The organism is Tolypothrix sp. PCC 7601, from assembly GCF_025677855.1.
GTDB lineage: Bacteria > Cyanobacteriota > Cyanobacteriia > Cyanobacteriales > Nostocaceae > Aulosira > Aulosira diplosiphon.
The window spans coordinates 8,607,852-8,629,092 of the sequence record NZ_CP064879.1 but is presented as its reverse complement, the minus strand read 5'-3'; the positions used below and the strand labels follow the sequence as shown (position 1 = coordinate 8,629,092).

Below are 21,241 nucleotides of genomic sequence, written 5' to 3'. Positions count from 1 at the left end.
AATTAATGTTGATTGGGCAAAAGTTCTGACTAGTTAAATATTAATATGCAGCTAACAGTGCTTGCTTAAAATCTGCTGCACTTTTAAAATAAATCTCCGGCTTTTCTACTAACGCTAAATCAATCACCTCTGCTAACTTGGGCGGGATACTTGCGTCACGTTGACGAATGGGGACAGGATCATTTTGCAACACTGCTAAGAATGGGTCATTACCGCTAAAATTACGTGGATAAGCTCCTGTCAACATATTATAAAGACAAGCCGCAGTTGCCCAAATATCTACATCTGGTTGCACATATTTAAAATTTAACAATTGCTGTCTGGGGAGAAATACAGGAGTTCCGGCTTTAGTTCCTGTCATAGTTTGACCACTTAAACCAGCTAAATCAAAAGCTTTTGCTAAACCGTAATCTCCGATTTTGGCGGTGAGTTTACCATCATTGTAGGTGAGGAAAATATTACTTGGTTTTAAATCGCGGTGAACTAATCCCCTACCTTTACCAAAGCCGCCATCTTTTAATTTCACATAAGGGATTTCTGCATTGTGGCTATATTCCAAACCGTTGAGAACTTGCAGAATAATTGGAATAGCAATATCAACAGTTAATTTCCCACCTTGTTGTTGCATTAAATCCCAAACAGTACCACCAGAGCAATATTCCATTGTAAAAAAGAAGATGCCTTCAAAAAAGCCATAATCGATAACTTGCACTACATTGGGATGTTGCAAAGCTTTGGTATTTTCTGTTTCCCGTAAAAACCTTTGAACAGCATTTTCATTGGCTGCGATCGCAGGTAACATGACTTTCAAAGCAATAAACTTACCAGAATCATGATGCTGTGCTAAATAAACCTCACCAAAACCACCTTTTCCTAATATTTTGATGAGATTGTAACCTTGGATAACTCGCAAATTCTCATTACCATCTACCGCTAAACCTAGCCAGCGTTTAATCAGTTCTAAAAAATTTGGTGTTTGGCTGCAAACTTGATCAGTTTTAACTGTTTGGGCAACAAAGTTAGGAATAATAATTTCTTCAGGATTATCAATATTAAGCGTAAAAATAGTATTACCGAGTTTAATGTCATCTCCTGAGCGCAAATCATACTCTGGAAATGTTAATTTCGCTGCTTCTTCTGGCGTTTGATCCGGTTGACGCTGACCGATTTTTTCATTATTGACGTAAGTACCGTTTTTACTGCCAAAATCTCGAATCCTAATTGCTGGCGGGTTAATATCTAACAGACAATGAAAGCGCGAAATAGTCCGATGTTCTGCATCATCTGGTAACAAGATATTGCATTCATTGCTTCTGCCAATAATACAAATAGTGCGGGTATCAAAAGTATATTGTTTACCGGGAAGTTTGCCTTGAGTAATAGTGAGAGTAACTTTAGCAGGCATTTATATTGTGGTATATATTTTTGAGATCAGTATATTTGATGTAGGGTGTGTTGTCGCGAAGCGCAACGCACCTTAAATTTTTCGCTCCCAGCAGCAATTGACGGTGCGTTAGCCTACGGCATAACACACCCTACATTTTATACCGCTAAAGGTGGATTTTCTTCACCGAAATTAGCCACTTCTACAAAACGTGTAACCGCCAAAGTTTTTCTATTACTTTTAATTCTTTCAATTTCATGTAGGGTTTCTGCAGTGAGGTAAATCTCACCACATTCAGGACAATTGATAACAGGAATATTTTCAATTACTAGTAAATCCTTACCTTGGCCATAAGTCCTGGATACTTTACGAATATTTACTCTTTCGTTGTCACAAAAGTCACATTTCATATAATATTTTTTCGTCTTATATAAGACAATGCAATTTTAGGATTTGCGATCGCTTTTGAGCAAGTCTTTGATTTGTGCTTCTGCGTGGAGCAATATGTCGTAGGGGCAGGGCACCAGTAGATTATTATATATACCAGAAGATTGTGGATGCTGTGCCCCTACTGCTACAAAATTAAACCGAAAATAGGGAGAATGACCAGTGCCAGGTATCGGAAACCTACAACCCGCAAGACTTTGTGGAAAATGAAGGGTTTATAAATATTTAAAATTATCTGTAAGCTTTATATATTACACTTTACAAGTCTCGACGCAAGAGAAGAGACCCAAAAAAACCCAACCAACGCCACCCCAAACCCCCACCCCTCCCCAGGGAGGTGGGCTACTGGTGCTGTGAGGTCAAAAGTAAGGTCGTTGTAGTACATCCACTTTCCGTCCTTTCTCCAGCCAACTGAGTCAGCGAAGGCTCGCCATATTTCTTCGTTATATTCTCTGGTTCCAGCCAGACTTTGATAAATGCGCTTTTGCACAGAGAAACCAAAGCGACCGTTGCTGTATTTTACCCATAACTGGTCTATAGTACGCAGGTCTTTGCAAGGAAAGTTATCAATATGTTCAATATCAAGCCAGCCTTCCTTTTCTCTCGCCGCTACAGCTAACATAACTCGCCCTGTTTCTTCATCCGCTTTTTGCCACTCCCCTGCTGTCAGTAAGTCACGCAGTCTCGTGTAGTCCATCCCCACAGCAGATTTGAGACTGTCAACTTCCAATTTGGGATTGATTAATTCTAACCATTCCCCCACTGTCTGAGGCCGTTCTTCCACATTCAACGCCATCCCCTTGAGAATCGCTTCATTAACTCTATCGCTAATCGCTAAATTAAATTGCTGTGGCGGGTGTAAAGGTATACCAGTTTTGCGAAAATTAGCTGGTAAAGGAACTTCCGCAGTGAGCAAACTATATAAAGTTCCAGCTAAAGCATAAACATCTGTGTAAGCACCAAAATTTCCCCGTCTTTCATACTGTTCAATGGGTGCATAACCTTCAGTTCTGGCATTAGTCATACTACCAGTTTTACCGCCTTGAAACTCACGGGTTAACCCAAAGTCAATTAATACAGCTTCTTGTGTATCGCGTCGCAATAAAATATTGTTGGGCTTAATATCTCGATGTAAAAATCCTTTGGCGTGGACATATTCTAAAGCTTGTCCAATTTGGTTAATGTACTTTAGCGCTTCTGCTTCTGATAATTGTCCGCGTTCATCAATATATTTAGCTAAATCTTGCCCATCAATATACTCCATTACCATTCCCCAAAGTTCACCTTCTTTGATGACTTCGTTGACTTTCACAATATGGGGATGACTACATTGGGCTAAACGTAGGGCTTCGTTGACAAATTTTACCTGTTGTGAGTCAAAGTCTGCTTTTGCTTGTTGGATGTGATTCAGGGTTTTGATGACAAATAATTTACCTGTGGTTTGTTCAATGGCGCTGTAAGTAATACCAAAACCACCGCCACCAAGGACTTTTTGCACAATAAAGCGTCCGTTTTGCAGTGATTGATTGGGTGTTCAAAATTGCATAGGTGGATTTGGTACGGTTTAGGGCTGTTTTTTACGTGGTATTGTAGCGTTATTCTATTATGCGTGGAATAGCTGATTTTAAGTATATTGATATAAGGCTGAGATTCTAAATCGATACCTGTGGTAGCGTTGCATATTTACAGGATGATTTGTCTAACGCAGAGATGTAGGGAGAATCATTTACTCAACGCTGTGGCGAAGGTGCGTTACGGCAAAATCTATATTTACGTGGGGTTGCAAAGATTCTCGCTGCCGTAACACACCCTACGTTTATCATAATTTGGGGGAGCGATCGCACTTTATATTGATGGTATAACGCTTTTTTTGAGATATTTTAGCAGGTGCGTTACGGCAGAACCTAGATATACGTGGGGTTGCAAAGATTTTCGCTGCCGTAACACACCCTACGTTTATCACAATATGGGGGAGCGATCGCACTTTAAAAAGCAGCTTTGGTTACCAACGAGCGCTCATCCATAGAGAACATCGGTTCCTTCATAACCAACGTGATCGGGTTGTCTATCAATGAGCGCTCATCCATAGAGAACATCGGTTCCTTCATGACCAACGTGATCGGGTTGTCTATCAATGAGCGCTCATCCATAGAGAACATTGGTTCCTTCATGACCAACGTGATCGGGTTGTCTATCAATGAGCGCTCCTTCGTTGAGAAGGAGCGCTCATTTGTGACGAACGAGATTTATCTGGTTTTGTGTTTGTTGATTTTTACAGGAGATTTGAAGCCAACGGTGCAGATCCCCGACTTCTCCAAGAAGTCGGGGATCTCATTACCCCTCGTTACGAATTACAAATTCTCCCAATGCTGCTACCAGCTTATCAATATGCGTTGCTTGATGGGTTGCCATTGCAGATATGCGAATGCGGCTGGTGGGGACGGTGGGGGGACGAATGGCTGGGGCAAAAATCCCCGCCTCTTGTAAAGACTTACCTACTGCTAATGCGGCTGTGGCGCTGGGCAATTGAAAACATAATATAGGTGATGCTGAAGGTAGTAATTTTAATTCAGCTACCTGTTGTTGCATTAACTTTTTTAAATAATCGACATTCGCCCATAATTGGGTGCGGCGTTGTGGTTCTTGCTGTACTATCTCAATGGCGGTTAAGGCGGCGGCTGTGTCTGCGGGTGAAAGGGCTGTGGTGTAAATCCAAGTGGGGGCGCGATTGCGTAGAAAGTCAATTAAGGTGGCACTGCCGGCGACATATCCGCCTAAACTACCTAAAGCTTTACTCAATGTGCCAATTTGGATTAATTGCTTACCTGTACAACCAAAGTGTTCTACACACCCTGCGCCAGTTTTACCTAGTACGCCAGTGGCGTGGGCTTCATCCACTAGCAGCATACAGCTAAATTCATCAGCTAAATCTAATAGTTCTGGCAAAGGACATAAATCACCATCCATACTAAAAACGCTATCGGTGAGGATTAAACAGCGTCGGTAATTTTGTCTATTTTCAATTAACTGATTTTTTAAAGCTGTGATATCACAGTGGGGATATTCAATTACTACCGCACCACTGAGGATTGCGCCATTTTTCAGGCTGGAATGATTGTACTGGTCTGAGAGAATTAAATCGCGCTTACCTACCAAAGCTGCGATCGCACCTAAATTGGCTAAATAGCCGGAACTAAATACTATAGCATCTTCTGTTTGTTTTAAAGATGCGATCGCACTTTCTAATTGTCTATGTAATTCTCGATGTCCACTAAGTAGTCGAGAACCTGTGCTTCCTGTGCCAAATTCTTGAGTAGCTACAACCCCGGCTTCAATTAAGCGCCGATCCCCGGCTAATCCTAAATAGTCATTGCTGGCAAAATTAATTACTTCTCGCCCCCCTAGTAACACAGTAGCACCGGGAGTTCCATTGATTGTTTGTACTGAGCGATACCAATCGGCCTTACGAATTGTTGTTAAAGACTGCTCTAGCCAAGCATAAGGATCTGTCACCATATTTAACACTCAGTACTTACAATTTAGCACTCAGCTTGACTGCTCAGATGTGCGATCGCTTGTTTAATCCAGTCTTCCACATAAGCGTCTTTGGGCAGTCCAATGTCTTCGCTAACGACGTGCAAAGCGTGGCTGACTTCGTGGGGGGTATAGCCCAAAGCAAAGAGAGTCATTTGCACTTCTTCGAGAATACCTGGTGCTGGCCCGCCTGTGGCGACGAAGAAACCCGCTGATTTACGCCATTCGATTAGTTTGCTTTTCAGTTCTAAACAAATGCGTTCAGCGGTTTTCTTGCCAACACCAGGGGCTTGAATGAGAATTTGGATATTCGCAGCGATAATTGCTTGGACTAAATCGGGTAGTTCCAAGGTGTCTAATAAAGTAATCGCTAACGCTGCACCAATCCCACTGACGCTTTGCAAGTGGCGGAATAAGTCTCGTTCTGCTGGGGAAGCAAAGCCATACAACAAGGGTACTTCTTCCCGGACTTGGTAGTGGGTAAAGATTTGCACCATTCCTCCCGACTCCGGCAAAGACTTAGTCAGCCGTTGGGGAATTTGCAAATCATACCCGATGTTATTCACCTCAAGGGTCAGAATAACGCGATTATTACCAATTGTTTGAACACCAGCTACGATACCTTTGAGATAACTAATCATTCTAAAAATCCAAAATATTTTAGTCCTTCCAGAATGCCACCTGCACAAAAATTTTGTGCGAGGTAACGGTAATTAGCGGGATACTGATTGTGCCACTGAAGTAACTCAGGGCGGGCATTCCCGACGATAATCCCCCGTTCGTTGCCTACAGCGAATAAAGCAATATCATTACCTGAATCACCACAGACAACAGTTTGTTCGGCTGCAAATTTCCACTTTTGACGTAAAAATTGCATTGCCTGACCTTTATCGCTGGTTAGGGGAACAATGTCAAGATCAATTCCACTGCTGTAGATTAACTTTATCTGTAAATTATGTTTTTGCAACTGTAGCTCAAGTTGCGATAAAATACCAGGTGCTACTGCTTGTTCTAAGAAAAAGCTGACTTTAAAGGGACGCTGTTCGGAATCTGGTTGCAAAATTAACTCAGGATATTTTTCAGTTACCGATAATACTACATTGCGCTCCCAATTCTGCGAAAGAATTTCTGACCAACCAGCATCAGGGTTATCACTACCATCGAGGTAAATTTCTGTACCCACAGAAAGGACGAGGGCATCTGGTGGCATTAAGTTTTTTTCAATTTGCAATTCTCGGTATAATTTTGGCGATCGCCCTGTAGCATAGACAATTTTAGTACCGTAGGCTTGGCGATGTTGCTCTAAGCGATCGCTTAATTCTACAAGTGCCTCGTCATTGCCGACAAAGGTATGGTCTAAATCAGTTACAAATAAAAAACTAGTCACAGCAACTCCTTGAGTGAGATTTTCCACCAACAACTAAGCTAAAACATAAGGGACTGTGAAGAAAAAAAATATCTATCGTTTTCCGTACTTTTGGCGCTGATGTGGGATGCGTTACTTCCACGCCAAATTAGATCCCCGACTTTTTGCAAAAGTCGGGGATCTGGGCCAAGGCGCAATACACTTGGGTTAAGCTCATTAGCCATTGATTTGTCATACCAATTTGAAAAAAGAATGCGACAGATAGTAGGGGCAAGGCATTGCCCAGTGGTGTTAACTTCACGTGAAACCCGCTTTGTAGCTAGGTTTTCGCCCTCACCCCCAACCCCTCTCCCGGCGGGAGAGGGGAGCAAGAGATTTAATTCCCCTTCTCCCCCAGGAGAAGGGGTTAGGGGATGAGGGCGCGAGGTATTTGTACAACGCCCGCCCTATATAGCTTTTAGCTTAAGTTGACACAGGTGGGCTCGCAAACATTATTTGAATTGGCATCACTTATTAAAGAAGCCAGAAGAATTGGGGGATTCTCCCCCAAACCCCCGATTGGGTGACGGTTGCGTCCCCCAAACCCCCTCCAAAATTATTGTTCGGTTTTTTGTTGAGTAACTAGTTTTTTGGTTTTGTGATCAATTAATTTTCTTAACTGAACTGTATTTGCTTATATTCAGGACTTACGCAAGCAAAATTTGTCATTGCGACCGTAACGAAGTGTAGGGAAGCAATCCCAGAATATCAGGCAATACTGCTCGGTTAAGGATTTTCAACTCGGAATTTGGTTTGGGGAAAAGGTGAAAGGGTAAGGGTTAAAGGTTTTTTCTTGCCCCTTTTCCCCTTCCCCTTTTCCCCTTAACCGACAAGTATTGGAATATCAGGCGATTACGTCGCTTTGCTCGTAATGACATAATTACGTGACTTTTGCGTAAGTCCTAATAAGTAACCACGCAAAATTAATTACAGTCATTGCGAGCGCAGCGTAAAGCCTTCGGCATAGCTTCGCTTAACGCGTAGCGTCTCGAAGAGAAGCAATCTCAACCCTTGCGATTGCTTCATTCCGCTCCGCTCCATTCGCAATGACATTTTGTAATTAATTTTGTTTAACTACTTATTGATCAAAATTGAGCGCAGAGACTATTATCCCAAAAACAACTTGTAGGCGGGGTTCTTGTTTTCATCCCAATACTGGTAACCAAGGGTATCCAAAAATGCTTGCCACTCTGCCATCTCTTGCGGTGGAACTTGGATACCGACAACAATTTTTCCGTAGTCTGCTCCATTATTGCGGTAGTGGAACATACTAATATTCCAGTTAGGACTCATGGAACCGACGAATTTCATTAACGCCCCTGGGCGTTCGGGGAACTCAAAGCGGTAGAGTAATTCATGTTCTGCTAGGGGTGAATGTCCGCCTACCATGTGGCGTAGATGCAGTTTTGTCAGTTCGTCGTCGGTGAGGTCGAGGGTTTGAAAACCGCAACTCTCAATAGTTTCTCGCATCTTCACCGCATCGGCACGGTTTTGAACTTGCAAGCCGACAAAAATATGTGCTTCTTGGGCGCTGGCAATGCGATAGTTAAACTCAGTTAAATTACGATTGCCGATACATTCACAAAATTTCCGCAGACTTCCCTGTTCTTCGGGGATGGTGACTGCAAAAATAGCTTCGCGACGTTCCCCCAGTTCGGCGCGTTCCGCGACAAAGCGCAAACGGTCGAAGTTCATGTTCGCACCGCAAGCCACAGCAACTAAAGTTTGTCCTTCGATTTGTTCTCGTTCCGCGTAGGCTTTAGCAGCTGCGATCGCCAATGCTCCCGCTGGTTCTAAAATGGAACGGGTATCTTCAAATACATCTTTAATCGCCGCGCAGGTATCATCGGTATCTACCAAGATGATTTCATCTACATATTGCTGACACAGGTGAAAGGTTTCTTCCCCCACTTCCCGCACTGCTACGCCATCAGCAAATAAACCCACCTGAGATAATCTCACCCGCTTTCCAGCTTTCAGCGATTGACTCATTGCATCCGCATCCACTGGTTCCACACCAATGATTTTGATTTCTGGACGCAACCGCTTCACATAAGCCGCAATTCCCGCAATCAACCCACCACCACCAATCGCCACAAAAATTGCATGGATGGGTTGTTGATATTGCCGTAAAATTTCCATACCAATTGTACCCTGTCCGGCTATGACATCGGGATCATCAAAGGGGTGAATGAAGGTAAGTCCCTTTTCGGCTTCTAGTTGCCGGGCATAAGCATAGGCATCATCGTAGGTATTACCATGTAATACCACGTGTCCACCTCTGGCTTTAACTGCATCCACCTTTACCTGGGGTGTGGTTACTGGCATGACAATAATCGCTTGCGTTCCCAAGCGGCTAGCAGATAAAGCGACACCTTGGGCATGGTTGCCGGCGGATGCGGCAATCACACCTTGCTTTAATAAATCTGATGGCAGGTTTACCATCTTGTTATAAGCGCCACGCAGCTTAAAAGAAAATACTGATTGCATATCTTCCCGCTTCAGCAATAGCTGATTATTCAGTCTGCGAGACAGATTTGGCGCATACTCTAAAGGTGTTTCCTGGGCAACATCATATACACGGGCAGTGAGAATTTGAACCAGGTAGTCACAATACATGAGCGTCAAGGGGGTAGCAGATGCCGGATGGAGAATAATTGTACGCTAATTTTGGGGCATTGGGCATTGGGCATTGATGAGGCTTTTAGCTTTGGTGGTGATTGAATTAGGACTTAGGGACTTCCAAATAAAAAAATATCCCAGTATGTATTGTGGGGTGGACATCTTGTCCGCCCAGTTTATGTGGCGGGCAAGATGCCCGCCCCACAAGATGGAATAATTTATTTCTGGGAAATCCCTTATGCCAATTGCAACCGAGAATGCAATTAACGCGTAGGGGCAATGCCGTGCCCCTACGTGTCAACTTAACCTGAAACCCGCTCTTGTGCAAGGTTTTGCCCTCACCCCCAGCCCCTCTCCCGGCGGGAGAGGGGAGCAAGAGATTTAATTCCCCTTCTCCCTGAGGGAGAAGGGGTTAGGGGATGAGGGCGAGGGTATTTGTACAGGGCATTGCCTTGCCCTCTACAATCAATATATTGATGTGTCGCAAACATTAAGGTATGGGCACGGCACCAGTAAGATAATTTGGTATACCACAAGATTGTGGATGCCGTGCCCCTACAAAGACTTTATTTGTCGCAAACATTATTTAAATTGGTATCAGTCAGTGGAAATCAACCCAACTATGTTAAAAACATAAATCGGCTTGAAATCCTTACCAATGACAAATGACCAATGACCATTTAAAGTGGTATGCAGCAAGGAACTACAATACATCCACCCTCAGCTTTGGTTTGGAGAGTTTTAGCGGCTATTTTACATGATTGAAATCGCTGGGGAGCTGTTTTGATAGCCGTCATCAAGTCTTGATTAATTAGAATGTGCTTTACGTAGTCTGAGCAAGATTCGCTTCCATATAGCAAGCGATGGGGACAGGAGAAACCTTTGCGCGGGGAAAGATGTTTTTGATATATATTCAAAGATGCGATCGCAGCCTGGGTAGCCAAAGTTTCCATCGTACTAACTGCCATAAAACCAGCCGAATCAGAAACTACGATTTAATCTTGTACTTCAGTTAGCAATGATCACTCTATCAAAAGGTTTAACTTCAAAATTCCTGAGAGGCGGGGGAAAGGGTAAGGGGTAAAGGGGAAGGGTTTTAAACCTTTACCCTTTTCCCCTTACCCATTAATTGCCTCGGTGCGTTGCGCTACGCGACAACACACCCTACATTTAACTTTAGACAAAATCTCAATATTAATTAACTCTCAAAAACAATGATACCAGCAATCATTGCCTTTCTCATGATTGGCATAGTTATCACCGCAATTTTAATCAGTCCCCTGTTAATTAAACAACGACGCAAACGTTTAAAATCTCGTCCTTTTCCACCTCTATGGAATGCCATTATTGAAAATAATCTGCCGATTTATCTCCAACTTTCACCCCCAGAACGCAGACGACTTCAGGGACATATTCAAGTCTTCTTAACCGAAAAACAATTCATTGGCTGTAAAGGATTACAAGTCACAGAAGAAATGAAAATAACTATTGCATCTGTGGCTTGTTTGCTATTACTCAATGAACGAGGTGAATACTTCTCAAAATTGCGTTCAATTTTAGTTTATCCCAGCGCTTATTTAGTAACTGAAACCGTCGCTACGGGAGAGTATGTAGTCGAAGAAAGGCGAGAAGCCAGATTAGGTGAATCTTGGAGTCGCGATCAAGTGGTACTTTCTTGGGAACAGGTGCAACAAGATACGCAAAACTGGCAAGATGGACATAATGTAGTGCTGCATGAATTTGCCCATCAATTAGATCAAGAAGATGGTGACACCCAAGGTGTACCGATTTTACCAAATAAATCAGATTACCCAATTTGGGCACAGGTAATGACAGCAGAATATCAACAACTCTGCAATGATGTGCAGCAAGGTGTGAAAACTGTGATTAATAGCTATGGTGCAACTAATCCTGCTGAGTTTTTCGCAGTCGCCACAGAAACCTTTTTTGAGAAGCCTCATCAGTTGTTACACCAGCATCCGCGATTATATGAGTTACTGCAACGTTACTATGAAGTTAATCCTCGGCAATGGGGATTTAAGGATTGATAAATGAAAAACTCCACCCACAAGGGGATGGAGTTTTTGGGCATGGGGAATCGGGCATGGGGCATGGGAAAGAACATACCAATGCCCAATGCCCAATGCCCCATTCTCTAGCATTCAGCACTCAGAACTGTTTGGGCTGCAGATATAGCAGTTGCGATCGCATTCTCAATGGCAATATCTTTCTTGGGGAAGATGATATCTTCAGAAACAGTACGTTGAGCAACTACAGCGCACACAGCAGCAGCAGCAAATTGGTAAACTCCTGCCATTTTAAATAGTGTGCCGCATTCCATTTCATAGTTCAAGATATTTAAGTGGCGATATTCTTCGGTAATTCCTTGTAGCGATCGCATTAAATATGGATTAGCTGAATCTATGCGTTCTTGTCCTTCATAAAAGGTATCGACTGATGCTGTAATTCCTAAATGATGCTCAAAACCTAATTTTTGTGCTGCTTTGACTAAAGCAACTGTGAGAAACGGATCGGCTGCGGCTGGATACTCGATAGGTGCAATATCATTAGCTGCACCTTGGCGACACAATGCGGCATTACTAATCACAATACTACCAACAGCTACATGAGGTTGAATTGAGCCGCAAGTACCAATGCGAATAATTTGCCGGATTCCTACCTGGACTAATTCATTAACTACAATACTTAAGGAAGGCGCACCCATGCCACTAGTCGCTGATAAGATAGGGCAACCATTGGCTAAATATCCTAAATAACTATTCAGCCCCCGATTATCTGATAATAATTTCACATTTTGCAAATGATTTTGGGCGATTAGAGATGCACGTTCCGGATCGCCAGATAACAGCGCTAATGTGGGCGGTTTTGCACCCAAATCCGCTTGTTCAAAGCCAATGTGGTAAAAGCGTTTACTGCACATAAGGCAACAGAATTCAGTTCAGAATCATCTTATACCAATTTGCAAACAGAATGGGACAGATGGTAGGGGCAAGGCATATTGGTGTCAACTTAACGTGAAACCCGCTTTGTAAGTAACCACGCAAAATTAATTACAGTCATTGCGAGCGCAGCGAAGCAATCTCAACCCTTGCGATTGCTTCATTCCGCTCCGCTCCATTCGCAATGACATTGTGTAATTAATTTTGTTTAACTACTTAGCTAGGTTTTCGCCCTCACCCCCAACCCCTCTCCCACCGGGAGAGGGGAGCAAGAGATTTAATTCCCCTTCTCCTGGGGGAGAAGGGGTTAGGGGATGAGGGCGAAAGTTTTGTACAACGCCCGCCCTATATCGCTTTTAGCTTAAGTTGACACATAAGGGCACATTGGTGTCAACTAACGTGAAACCCGCTTTGTAGCTAGGTTTCGCCCTCACCCCCAACCCCTCTCCCGGTGGGAGAGGGGAGCAAGAGATTTAGTTCCCCTTCTCCCCCAGGAGAAGGGGTTAGGGGATGAGGGCGCGAGGTATTTGTACAACGCCTGCCCTATATAGCTTTTAGCGGTAAGTTTTGTCCCTTTCCCCCTTTCTCCCTTTCCCTTTCCCCTTCTTAATGCGAGTTCTATTGTTTAATTAATTTCTAAAATATATACATCATTATCAAAACTATTATTACCTGCAGAAGTATCAATCCATAAGCCACCATACACAATCATTTGATGATTAAATTGAATAGTTGAGTGACCAAATCTTGGAGGAGGAAATTTACCTGCTATTTCTGGAACAGTGTAAGTATAAGTGCCAGAATTAGCTGCTGATATATCAGGCATATTTAATAATACGACATCGCCAATCGTTACATGGCTAATACCATTACCGGGTGACATTCCCGCAAATAAAACGAGGTGATCTGCAAATTCTCCATAGCCATGAATTGTGCGCCAAGGAATTGCATTTTCATCATCATATTCTTCATATTCATCATAATCATCTTCATCATCATCAGGGAATAAAATGTTGTATGTATAGTTTTCTATGCCTTCTACTTGGGCTTGTTGCCACTGAAAGTTTGATATATTTTCATTCTCTAAATCTGGAATTTCTAAAGTGAAGATATCTAAGCAAAATCCCCCGTAAGCAGCGTCTCCCAGAAATTTAACTAAGGTGTTACCGCGAATTTTTAAACCTGCTAAAGCCGCGCTAGAAGATTTTTCTGGTGAGATATTTAGCCACTGCATTTTAGTCAGGTCGAGAATATGTAGTTCATCTCTGGCAGTGTAAATATCATAAGAACCACCATCAATAAATAATTTATCTTGAAATATGACTGCACTATGATGACAACGTGCGTCTGGTGGAGTTCCCTGGGGGATAATTTCTGACCATTGCCAAGTTTTGAGATTGAGAATGTGAAGGGCAACATCACTAAAAATATAGCCGCCATCTTGTGATGTTTCATATCCTCCCCATACCAGCATTTTATCCTCATATAAAACGGCAGTATGAAAGCTTCTATTGGCAGGAATATTTCCCGAAACTTGAGGTTGTGTCCAAGTCCAAGATTCTAAATCAAGCAAGTGAACATCACATAAAGTTTCAGATGTATCGTTCTTTTCTCCACCAAAAATAATCATGGAATTTTGATATGTAATGGCAGAATGACCGTATCTAGGTTGAGGTAATTCACCCAAAATCTGAGGCTGTTTCCAAATAAATTGTGGGGGTTGTAATTTCATAAGTTTATATGCTTTGCAATTCTTGTAAAAGTTCAGTGCTAATAGGTGATGTTGCCAAAATTGGATGCTTAATACCTCCCCAAATACTTCCTGTGCGGAGACGATGTAAGGCTAATATCTCTGGAATTTGAGGAGAAATTATAACTTGCGGTGGTGCCAGTTGACCAAGCGATCGCGCCCTTTGATAATGATATGACTGTGATAACACCTCATCTAGTTGTTGAGCCAGGATTTCTGGTGTTGCTGGTGCTGAATCGAGTAATAAAATATACTGTGCTGGCTCGGCAAGACTGACTAAGCTTTTAAAACAGCCTTCTGGTAAATTCATGCTATGCAACGCATCATGGACAAAGTTAGATTGCAACTTCTCCCCCACCAAATCGCTGACAGCTTGATGTCTTCCCAGAAACTCTAAACAGGGGGTTTGGCGATAGTAATGCGTCACCCGGATGCGATCGCCTATGCGATAACGATACAAACCGCCTTTCTGTGACAAAATTATGGTGTATTCTTCTCCCTGTTGGAGTTCGTGTAAACGATACACCGAACCGCTATTATCCTCAAACTCAAAAAACACTTCATCCAGAACCGGAACATAACCCCCAGCCGCAATTAAGGGAATCGTCATCGGTGCTTCGGTGGCTAGTAGTCCTTTCCCTTGAAGCAACACCCCCGGAAACTGCGATCGCAATCCTTTGGCTTGATCGGCGGCGTTGGCGCTATCCCAGCAAGAAATCAGCTTTAAATCTGTCCATAGTTGCGTCCAAGGTATCGGATTTTCGCCCAGAAGTTGCAAGCGCTTGCGCGATATTTTATTGTGTAATTCTTGTTGTAATAATGCTTGATTTTCTTGGATGTATTTTAAATGTACTTGCAGAAAGCTCGGACTCCAAATCGAAATAATTTCTAATTTTTCTGATTGTAATAAAGCCAACGCTAGTTGATGTTTAAATTCTTGGGCGTTGTGTAGGCGATTGAGGTTAGTTGGCATGACTAACCAAGGACGCAGCAACCACCGCAACCAGCCATCTAAATAATCTAAGTCGTCTTGTAAAGATGTGGAATCCGTGACATTTAATTGCGGCGATATACAAGCGTAAATTTTACCAGTAGAAAATCTCGGGCCATGTTTAATTAAATCATAAGCCCACACACAAAACATTTGATTAAATGAGCGTCGTAAAGACAAAGTATAAGGAATCCATTTTATCGCCCCACTACTGCCTGAGGTTTTTTCATAAAATAAAATTGGTTCGGTAGTTAAGGGTATTTGCTGACGCTTTTGATGTCCTAAAATCCAAGGTGCCAACGCATCATAATCAACAATTGGCACATCTTGCCAATCGGCTACAGAGCGAATTTTTAAGGCTTTGCCATAGTCGCTAGCAATCAGGCGATCGCAAATTTCTTGCTGTACAGATAGCTGTGTTAATTCTGGAGCAACTAATGCTTGTTCAAATCGTTGGTAAGTATTGGCAAATAGTTGCCCAAAACCTTGAATAATCGGGCGCATAGTCACAATTAAAGTTATCTAATTAACTAGATGTTAGCGTATAAATAACTGCTTGTATTGATATTTACTTATAAATTCAAACCCCCTATAAACAATGTAGTACCCGCTATAAATTAGACCAATTCTATTACTGAAGCCAACGTATCAAACTTTTAATATCTGATTCTCTGACTGAAATAAAAGTTCTCTTTAATGCAAGTTGTTTGACCTTAATTTTTTAACCACATATCTTGAGATTGTGACCCATTTTGTTGACTCATAATCTCTGCAAACCTAGCTACATAGAGAGAATAAGATAAACCTGAACAATCTATATATTATTTAAATAAAAAATATAAAATTATTTTGCTTCAGCGTTTATAAATAAATGTATAATCACAGTAAATGAGGAAAAATCAGCTTTTTAATTTGTAGTTGCCTGGATTTGAGTTAATTAGTGCATATAGATGACTTAAACCTCCAGACAACGCTGTAATTTTTCCAATTTGTGGGAATAGCCGTCACTAAATCAATTCAATATCTCTGCCAACAAACCAGCAATGTAATTAGTGCGATCGCCCAGGTAATGTCGTCACAAAAAAAGCGATGCAAGTAACTGCTATGAGCAAAATTGCTGACTGAATATTTGAGAACGCAGACAACACCACAAAAAGCTCAAAGACATCGATGAACTTAAAATTGCTAACAACAAAGATAATTAGCATGGGCAATTATGCGATCGCCAAACATCTTTTATTTGCCTTCTGGCTGCTAATGTCACCTGCGATCGCTCAAACTTCTCCCATCCCCATAGACACCAAACCAAATCCCAATCTTGAAAGGTTTCCCCAACCTTTACCCACACTTCAACCCCTTCCACCCAAACAAGAACAACCAACTCTTCCAGTACCACCACCCACACCCACACCAGAACAGCCAAATATCACCATACCCATCACTAAAATTGCTGTTGTCGGTAGTACTATCCTCACTCAAGAGCAAATTACCACAATTACCCAACCCTTTGAAGGGCGTTCCATCACTCTCAAAGAACTCCAAACCGTTGCAGATAGTATTACTCAGCTTTATTTAAATCGAGGTTATTTAACCTCTAGAGCAATTATCACAGAACAAACAATTACTGATGGGATTGTCAAAATCCAAGTAATTGAAGGTTCTTTAGAAAAAATCGAAATCAAGGGAACTCAAAGGTTGAATCCAGGCTATGTACGTAGTCGTGTGAACTTAGCAGTTGGTAAGCCCTTGAGAGCCGATAAGATAGAGGAGCAATTACAGCTACTCCAACAAGATTCTCTATTTACCAGTGTAGAAGCTCTTCTTACACCAGGAACTAATATCGGTCAAAGTATTCTCACAGTGCGAGTTAAAGAAGCCAATACCATTAGTGGGAATATTGGAGTAGATAACTACTCATCTGCGGCTGTAGGTACCCCACGTTTTGGAGGTGTCATTAGCGATCGCAACCTTAGCGGTTTAGGTGATGAATTTAGCGCTTCCTATTATCGTTCGATCACTGGTGGTTCTAACTCCTTTGACTTTAGCTATCGATTACCAGTCAATGCCATGAATGGCATATTGCAACTACGCTATTCTCCCAGTGATAGCAAAGTGACGCAACCGCCATTTTCAGAGTTAAATATTACAGGCGATAACCAGTTGTATGAAATCAGCTATCGTCAACCCTTGGTGAGAACTCCCCGTGAAGAATTTGCCTTATCTTTAGGTTTAACATTGCAGAATGGGCGCAATACCTATATATTTGATGGCATCCGGAGGCCTGTAGGTATTGGTTCAGATAGCGAAGGTAAGACCAGAACCAGAGTTTTAAAGTTTGGGCAAGATTATATTAAACGCGATATGCAAGGTGCATGGGCATTGCGATCGCAATTTAGTTTTGGTTTAGATATCTTCGATGCCACGATTAACTCTGATGGTATCCCCGATGGTAGTTTCTTTAGCTGGTTAGGACAAATACAGAGAGTACAACGCCTGGGGAGAGACAACTTACTCATAGCCCAAGCCGATATCCAACTGACACCAGACACCTTGCTATCTGCACAACAGTTTTCCCTTGGTGGTGGACAATCTCTGCGTGGTTATCGCCAAAATGCCCGTACAGGAGACAATGGTTTTCGGATATCCCTAGAAGACAGGATAGCAATTTTACGCGATCGCGCCGGATTACCAAACCTGCAACTTGCACCATTTGTCGATATGGGTGCTGTCTGGAACACTGTCAACAATCCCAGTCAACTACCAAAGCAAACCTTTTTAGCATCTGCTGGCTTAGGGATACTGTGGGAACCCCTACCCCGCCTACTGATGCGCCTAGATTATGCAGTTCCCTTCATAGATTTAAGCGATCGCACTCAGGATATGCAAGACCAAGGTTTTAGCTTTAGTGTCAACTACAGTTTTTAACCTCACTTTTGTGAAATTCCTGGAGTCAGCAAAGCACAGCTAAACCAACGTCATTCTCTCTACAAAATGCTGATGTGTTGGTTTGGCTTCTCCTAGAAAACTATACATTTACCTAACTTCGCCACAATCAAATTAGGAGTCCTAATATGTCACAAATTATCTTGGGAAAATCAACTAAAAAACAGCACCAATTCAACCAAATCACAACTCTATGGGCTGTGAAAAATTACAAATATTCTCTATTTCTCAGTTTCCTCTGTATTTCTTTTTTTGTAGATGGACTAATAAATAAAGCCATAGCTCAAATTACATCAAACTCCAATGATACGAATACAGTCCTCAATCAAATAGATAATACTATTAATATTGAAGGTGGCACCAAAACAGGTTCAAATCTCTTCCACAGCTTTGATAAATTCGGACTCGATCAAGGTCAAATTGCTAACTTTAAGTCCGACTCTTCTATTCAAAATATTTTCGGTCGCGTTACTGGTGGTGAAGCTTCAGTGATTAACGGCTTAATTCAAGTTACAGGTGGTAACTCCAACCTATTTTTAATGAATCCTGCTGGGATTATTTTTGGTTCTAAAGCTAGCTTGAATGTTCCCGCAGCATTTACAGCTACCACAGCCAATGGTATTAGGTTAAATAATCAATGGTTGAATGCAGTTGGTACAAATAATTATAGTAATTTAACAGGCAATCCTGATGCTTTTGCTTTCAAGCAATCAGGAGGAGGAATTATTAACAATGGTAATTTAATTGTTGCTTCCGGGCAAAACTTAACTTTATTAGGCGGAACGGTAATTAGTACAGGAAGAGTAGAAGCAGCAGGTGGACAAGTAAATATTACTGCTGTACAGGGAGAAAAATTAGTTACCATTACCCCAGAAGGAAGCTTGTTGAGTTTGGGGTTACCTGTAGATACAAAAGCAGCAATTAATTCTTGGCCTACACCATTATCATTACCCGCTTTACTCACAGGAGGAGGGTTAAAGTTAGCGACTACTGTCGTTGTTGATCAAAATGGGAATGTGAAACTCAAGGATTCTGAATCTATACAAGTAGGAGAAACTAGAATCAATCCTAGAGATTTGAAAGTAGATAGTGATGGTGTTTTAAGATATGTAAATTCTAATGCACCTGTAGGTAATGGCAATGTAGCAATTGAGCCTTTAAGAATTAATGTAAATAATAATGAAGTTAAACCATTTAACTCTAATACACAAATTCAAAACGGAGATGTATTAGTAACTTCTTTATATGCAAAAAATGCCACGCTATCAGCAGATAATAATTTTATTTTTCAACCTAGTTCATCAGTTGATCCAGGTGATAATCTTGAACCCAGAGTTTTCAACGAATTAACTACATCTGGTGACTTAAAGTTATTTGCTCAAAACAAAGTACAACTGACAGATTCTGTGGATGATCCAAATGAGGAGTCAGAACAAGTGATAGCAAAAGTTGTACAAGTTGGAGGTAACTTAACAATTCAGGGTAACCAAGGAATTGATATAAAATTTAGGAGCAGACCCGACTCTATTATACAAACGGGTAACAAGTTAAGCCTAATTAGTAATGGCGATATTATTGGTGATGCCCGTTTTGCTACTGGGGGAGATTTCTCGGTTCTTAACTTGTCTGGTGGCACAGGAAATTTAACTTTTGGCACTTCAGACGGCACACCTTCTTATCCCATAATTAGCTCTAATGGTGATGTTTATCTTGGAAATTACACAGGCCCTGCTCTCAAAGTAGAAGCCAGAGGCAGTATCTTTGCTGATCACATTACAATTAATGATAAAAATAGTTCTTTACAGGGGACAGATCCAGATATTTTGGTTTTAGCTAGCAGCTCATCATTAATATTAAGAGCTGGCTTAGATAAATTGCATAATACCCCAAATTATTCACCAGAAACAGCAGCCACATCACCAGGAAGCATTACTGTGAATGGTAATATTAATATTACATCACCAGATAATAATTTGGGGCCTGTAATTCTTGCTGCTAAAGGTAATATTAATGTAAATGGTGATATTTTAGCTCAAAACTCAGGTAAATTTATTAATACAGGTAGCCCAGTTATATTAAATTCATCCCAAGGTAGTATTACCGTCGGAAATATTATAGCTGGGAATACTATGCTTGTGAGCGAAGGAGACATTATTGCCAAAAAGATTGAGAATCCTCAATTTAATCGGAACCAATATAACACCTCATCAAGTATAGGATTTTTAAATTCTCGAACAGGGAATATTATATTAGATACAATTAAAATCAGGTCAGGAAGTATAGATATTAGTGCTGGTGGAATTTTTCAAGCTAAAGTCATTGAAAGAATCGATTCCCAATTTAATGGGCCACAGCTTCCAGTTAGCGTTTTAGCTTCACGTTACATAAATATTAAACACGGAGGTGAAAAGTTTGAGCAAGGCATTAATATCGAAAAGGATCAGTTAGGAAACCCAATTTACAGAATAGGTGAAAAAGATACTTCAGAAAAGATTTATTTTAAGCCTGATGCTAAACAAGTTTTCTTTAGGGGTAATCCCATAAAAATATCAGATTCAAAGTTTGTCTTCAGAAATAAAAATGGTGATTTAGTTCCTTTACCTGGAATAAGAGACGAAAGAGAATCAATTTTTGTTGATGAAAACGAAAACCCTGTTTTAGATCAGCCTATAGGTGTTAGAGATTTTCAGGATAACCCGAATAAACCTAATCCTTCTACAAATGCTAGTTATACTAGCGGATTAATTATCCTTCAAGAAGGACAAAACGAACAACTTAAAGGTGTCTATCAAGATACACAGCTTGGTTCTAGTAAGGGGATTAGCGTAGTTACTGCGCCTCGTACTAAACCCGTCAACCTACAAAACCAGTTGATTAATCAAAACTCTCAAAAAGATACTTGTGAACCTACAAATCAAAGCCTGACTTTACAGCAAAGACTCAAACAAGCAGGTGTAATAACCAGAGATACTTCAAAATCAGGTAACGCCAATACTTGTGAAAGCGCCACCCAAATAAATATTCTGCAAATTATTCAAGATAATCGCATAGAAACTATTCCGATTAATTTCAATTCTGTATCTCAATTAGAAATTAATCGTAGCCAAGACATAGATTTCTAAGGAGATTGAAAACTTAACGCTGGTATTAATCAGGGCTGTCAACTGTCAACAGCCCTCACGATGAATTGTGCATATTTATGCAT

Annotated in this window: 15 protein-coding genes; 3 read left to right on the top strand and 12 right to left on the bottom strand. The window is 41.3% G+C overall.

Annotated features, from left to right (window positions below; translation table 11 throughout):
• Positions 1-40: 40 nt before the first annotated feature.
• The 9 genes from HG267_RS34980 to yidD form a co-directional block, all read right to left on the bottom strand.
• Positions 41-1,405 (bottom strand): protein kinase domain-containing protein, encoded by a 1,365-nt coding sequence (locus HG267_RS34980; protein WP_045870662.1) that lies wholly within the window; start codon positions 1,403-1,405, stop codon positions 41-43.
• A gap of 137 nt (positions 1,406-1,542) precedes the next feature.
• Positions 1,543-1,794 carry a type II toxin-antitoxin system MqsA family antitoxin gene (locus HG267_RS34975; RefSeq protein ID WP_045870661.1) on the bottom strand — a complete coding sequence of 84 codons (252 nt, stop codon included), beginning with the start codon at positions 1,792-1,794 and terminating at the stop codon, positions 1,543-1,545.
• A gap of 281 nt (positions 1,795-2,075) precedes the next feature.
• Complete coding sequence (locus HG267_RS34970) at positions 2,076-3,329, bottom strand: serine/threonine-protein kinase (RefSeq protein ID WP_317891620.1); 1,254 nt, start codon at positions 3,327-3,329, stop codon at positions 2,076-2,078.
• Between the two features lie 487 nt (positions 3,330-3,816).
• On the bottom strand, positions 3,817-4,029 hold the full coding sequence (locus HG267_RS34965) for a hypothetical protein (protein WP_155539254.1): 213 nt from the start codon (positions 4,027-4,029) through the stop codon (positions 3,817-3,819).
• Between the two features lie 136 nt (positions 4,030-4,165).
• Positions 4,166-5,347, bottom strand: a complete 1,182-nt coding sequence (bioF, locus tag HG267_RS34960) for an 8-amino-7-oxononanoate synthase (protein WP_045870659.1) — start codon at positions 5,345-5,347, stop codon at positions 4,166-4,168.
• 23 nt (positions 5,348-5,370) lie between these two features.
• The gene (gene ruvA, locus HG267_RS34955; RefSeq protein WP_045870658.1) at positions 5,371-6,006 is read right to left on the bottom strand and encodes a Holliday junction branch migration protein RuvA; all 636 of its coding nucleotides are present in this window, start codon (positions 6,004-6,006) and stop codon (positions 5,371-5,373) included.
• A complete protein-coding gene (locus HG267_RS34950; protein WP_045870953.1) occupies positions 6,003-6,752 on the bottom strand; it encodes a sucrose-phosphate phosphatase in 750 nt (249 codons plus the stop codon). Before HG267_RS34950 ends, ruvA begins: the two co-directional genes overlap by 4 nt.
• Positions 6,753-7,877: 1,125 nt before the next feature.
• On the bottom strand, positions 7,878-9,389 hold the full coding sequence (gene ilvA / locus HG267_RS34945) for a threonine ammonia-lyase, biosynthetic (protein ID WP_045870657.1): 1,512 nt from the start codon (positions 9,387-9,389) through the stop codon (positions 7,878-7,880).
• Between the two features lie 683 nt (positions 9,390-10,072).
• On the bottom strand, positions 10,073-10,360 hold the full coding sequence (yidD, locus tag HG267_RS34940; protein ID WP_045870656.1) for a membrane protein insertion efficiency factor YidD: 288 nt from the start codon (positions 10,358-10,360) through the stop codon (positions 10,073-10,075).
• Between the two features lie 246 nt (positions 10,361-10,606).
• On the opposite strand from yidD, the gene HG267_RS34935 reads away from it, so the two are divergent.
• A complete protein-coding gene (locus tag HG267_RS34935) occupies positions 10,607-11,440 on the top strand; it encodes a zinc-dependent peptidase (RefSeq protein WP_045870655.1) in 834 nt (277 codons plus the stop codon).
• 107 nt (positions 11,441-11,547) lie between these two features.
• Here the strand turns inward: HG267_RS34935 and HG267_RS34930 are convergent, their stop codons facing one another.
• The 3 genes from HG267_RS34930 to HG267_RS34920 all read right to left on the bottom strand — a co-directional run bounded on the left by HG267_RS34930 (position 11,548) and on the right by HG267_RS34920 (position 15,597).
• Positions 11,548-12,333 (bottom strand): nucleoside phosphorylase, encoded by a 786-nt coding sequence (locus HG267_RS34930; protein WP_045870654.1) that lies wholly within the window; start codon positions 12,331-12,333, stop codon positions 11,548-11,550.
• Positions 12,334-12,977: 644 nt separating this feature from the next.
• Complete coding sequence (locus tag HG267_RS34925; RefSeq protein ID WP_045867356.1) at positions 12,978-14,084, bottom strand: Kelch repeat-containing protein; 1,107 nt, start codon at positions 14,082-14,084, stop codon at positions 12,978-12,980.
• Positions 14,085-14,088: 4 nt separating this feature from the next.
• Positions 14,089-15,597 carry a GH3 auxin-responsive promoter family protein gene (locus HG267_RS34920; protein WP_045867357.1) on the bottom strand — a complete coding sequence of 503 codons (1,509 nt, stop codon included), beginning with the start codon at positions 15,595-15,597 and terminating at the stop codon, positions 14,089-14,091.
• 666 nt (positions 15,598-16,263) lie between these two features.
• Here HG267_RS34920 and HG267_RS34915 point away from each other — a divergent pair.
• Both HG267_RS34915 and HG267_RS34910 read left to right on the top strand, forming a co-directional pair.
• Positions 16,264-18,018, top strand: coding sequence for a ShlB/FhaC/HecB family hemolysin secretion/activation protein (locus tag HG267_RS34915; protein ID WP_045867358.1), 1,755 nt, complete (start codon positions 16,264-16,266; stop codon positions 18,016-18,018).
• A gap of 146 nt (positions 18,019-18,164) precedes the next feature.
• Positions 18,165-21,158, top strand: a complete 2,994-nt coding sequence (locus HG267_RS34910; protein ID WP_052335017.1) for a filamentous hemagglutinin N-terminal domain-containing protein — start codon at positions 18,165-18,167, stop codon at positions 21,156-21,158.
• Positions 21,159-21,241: the final 83 nt, after the last annotated feature.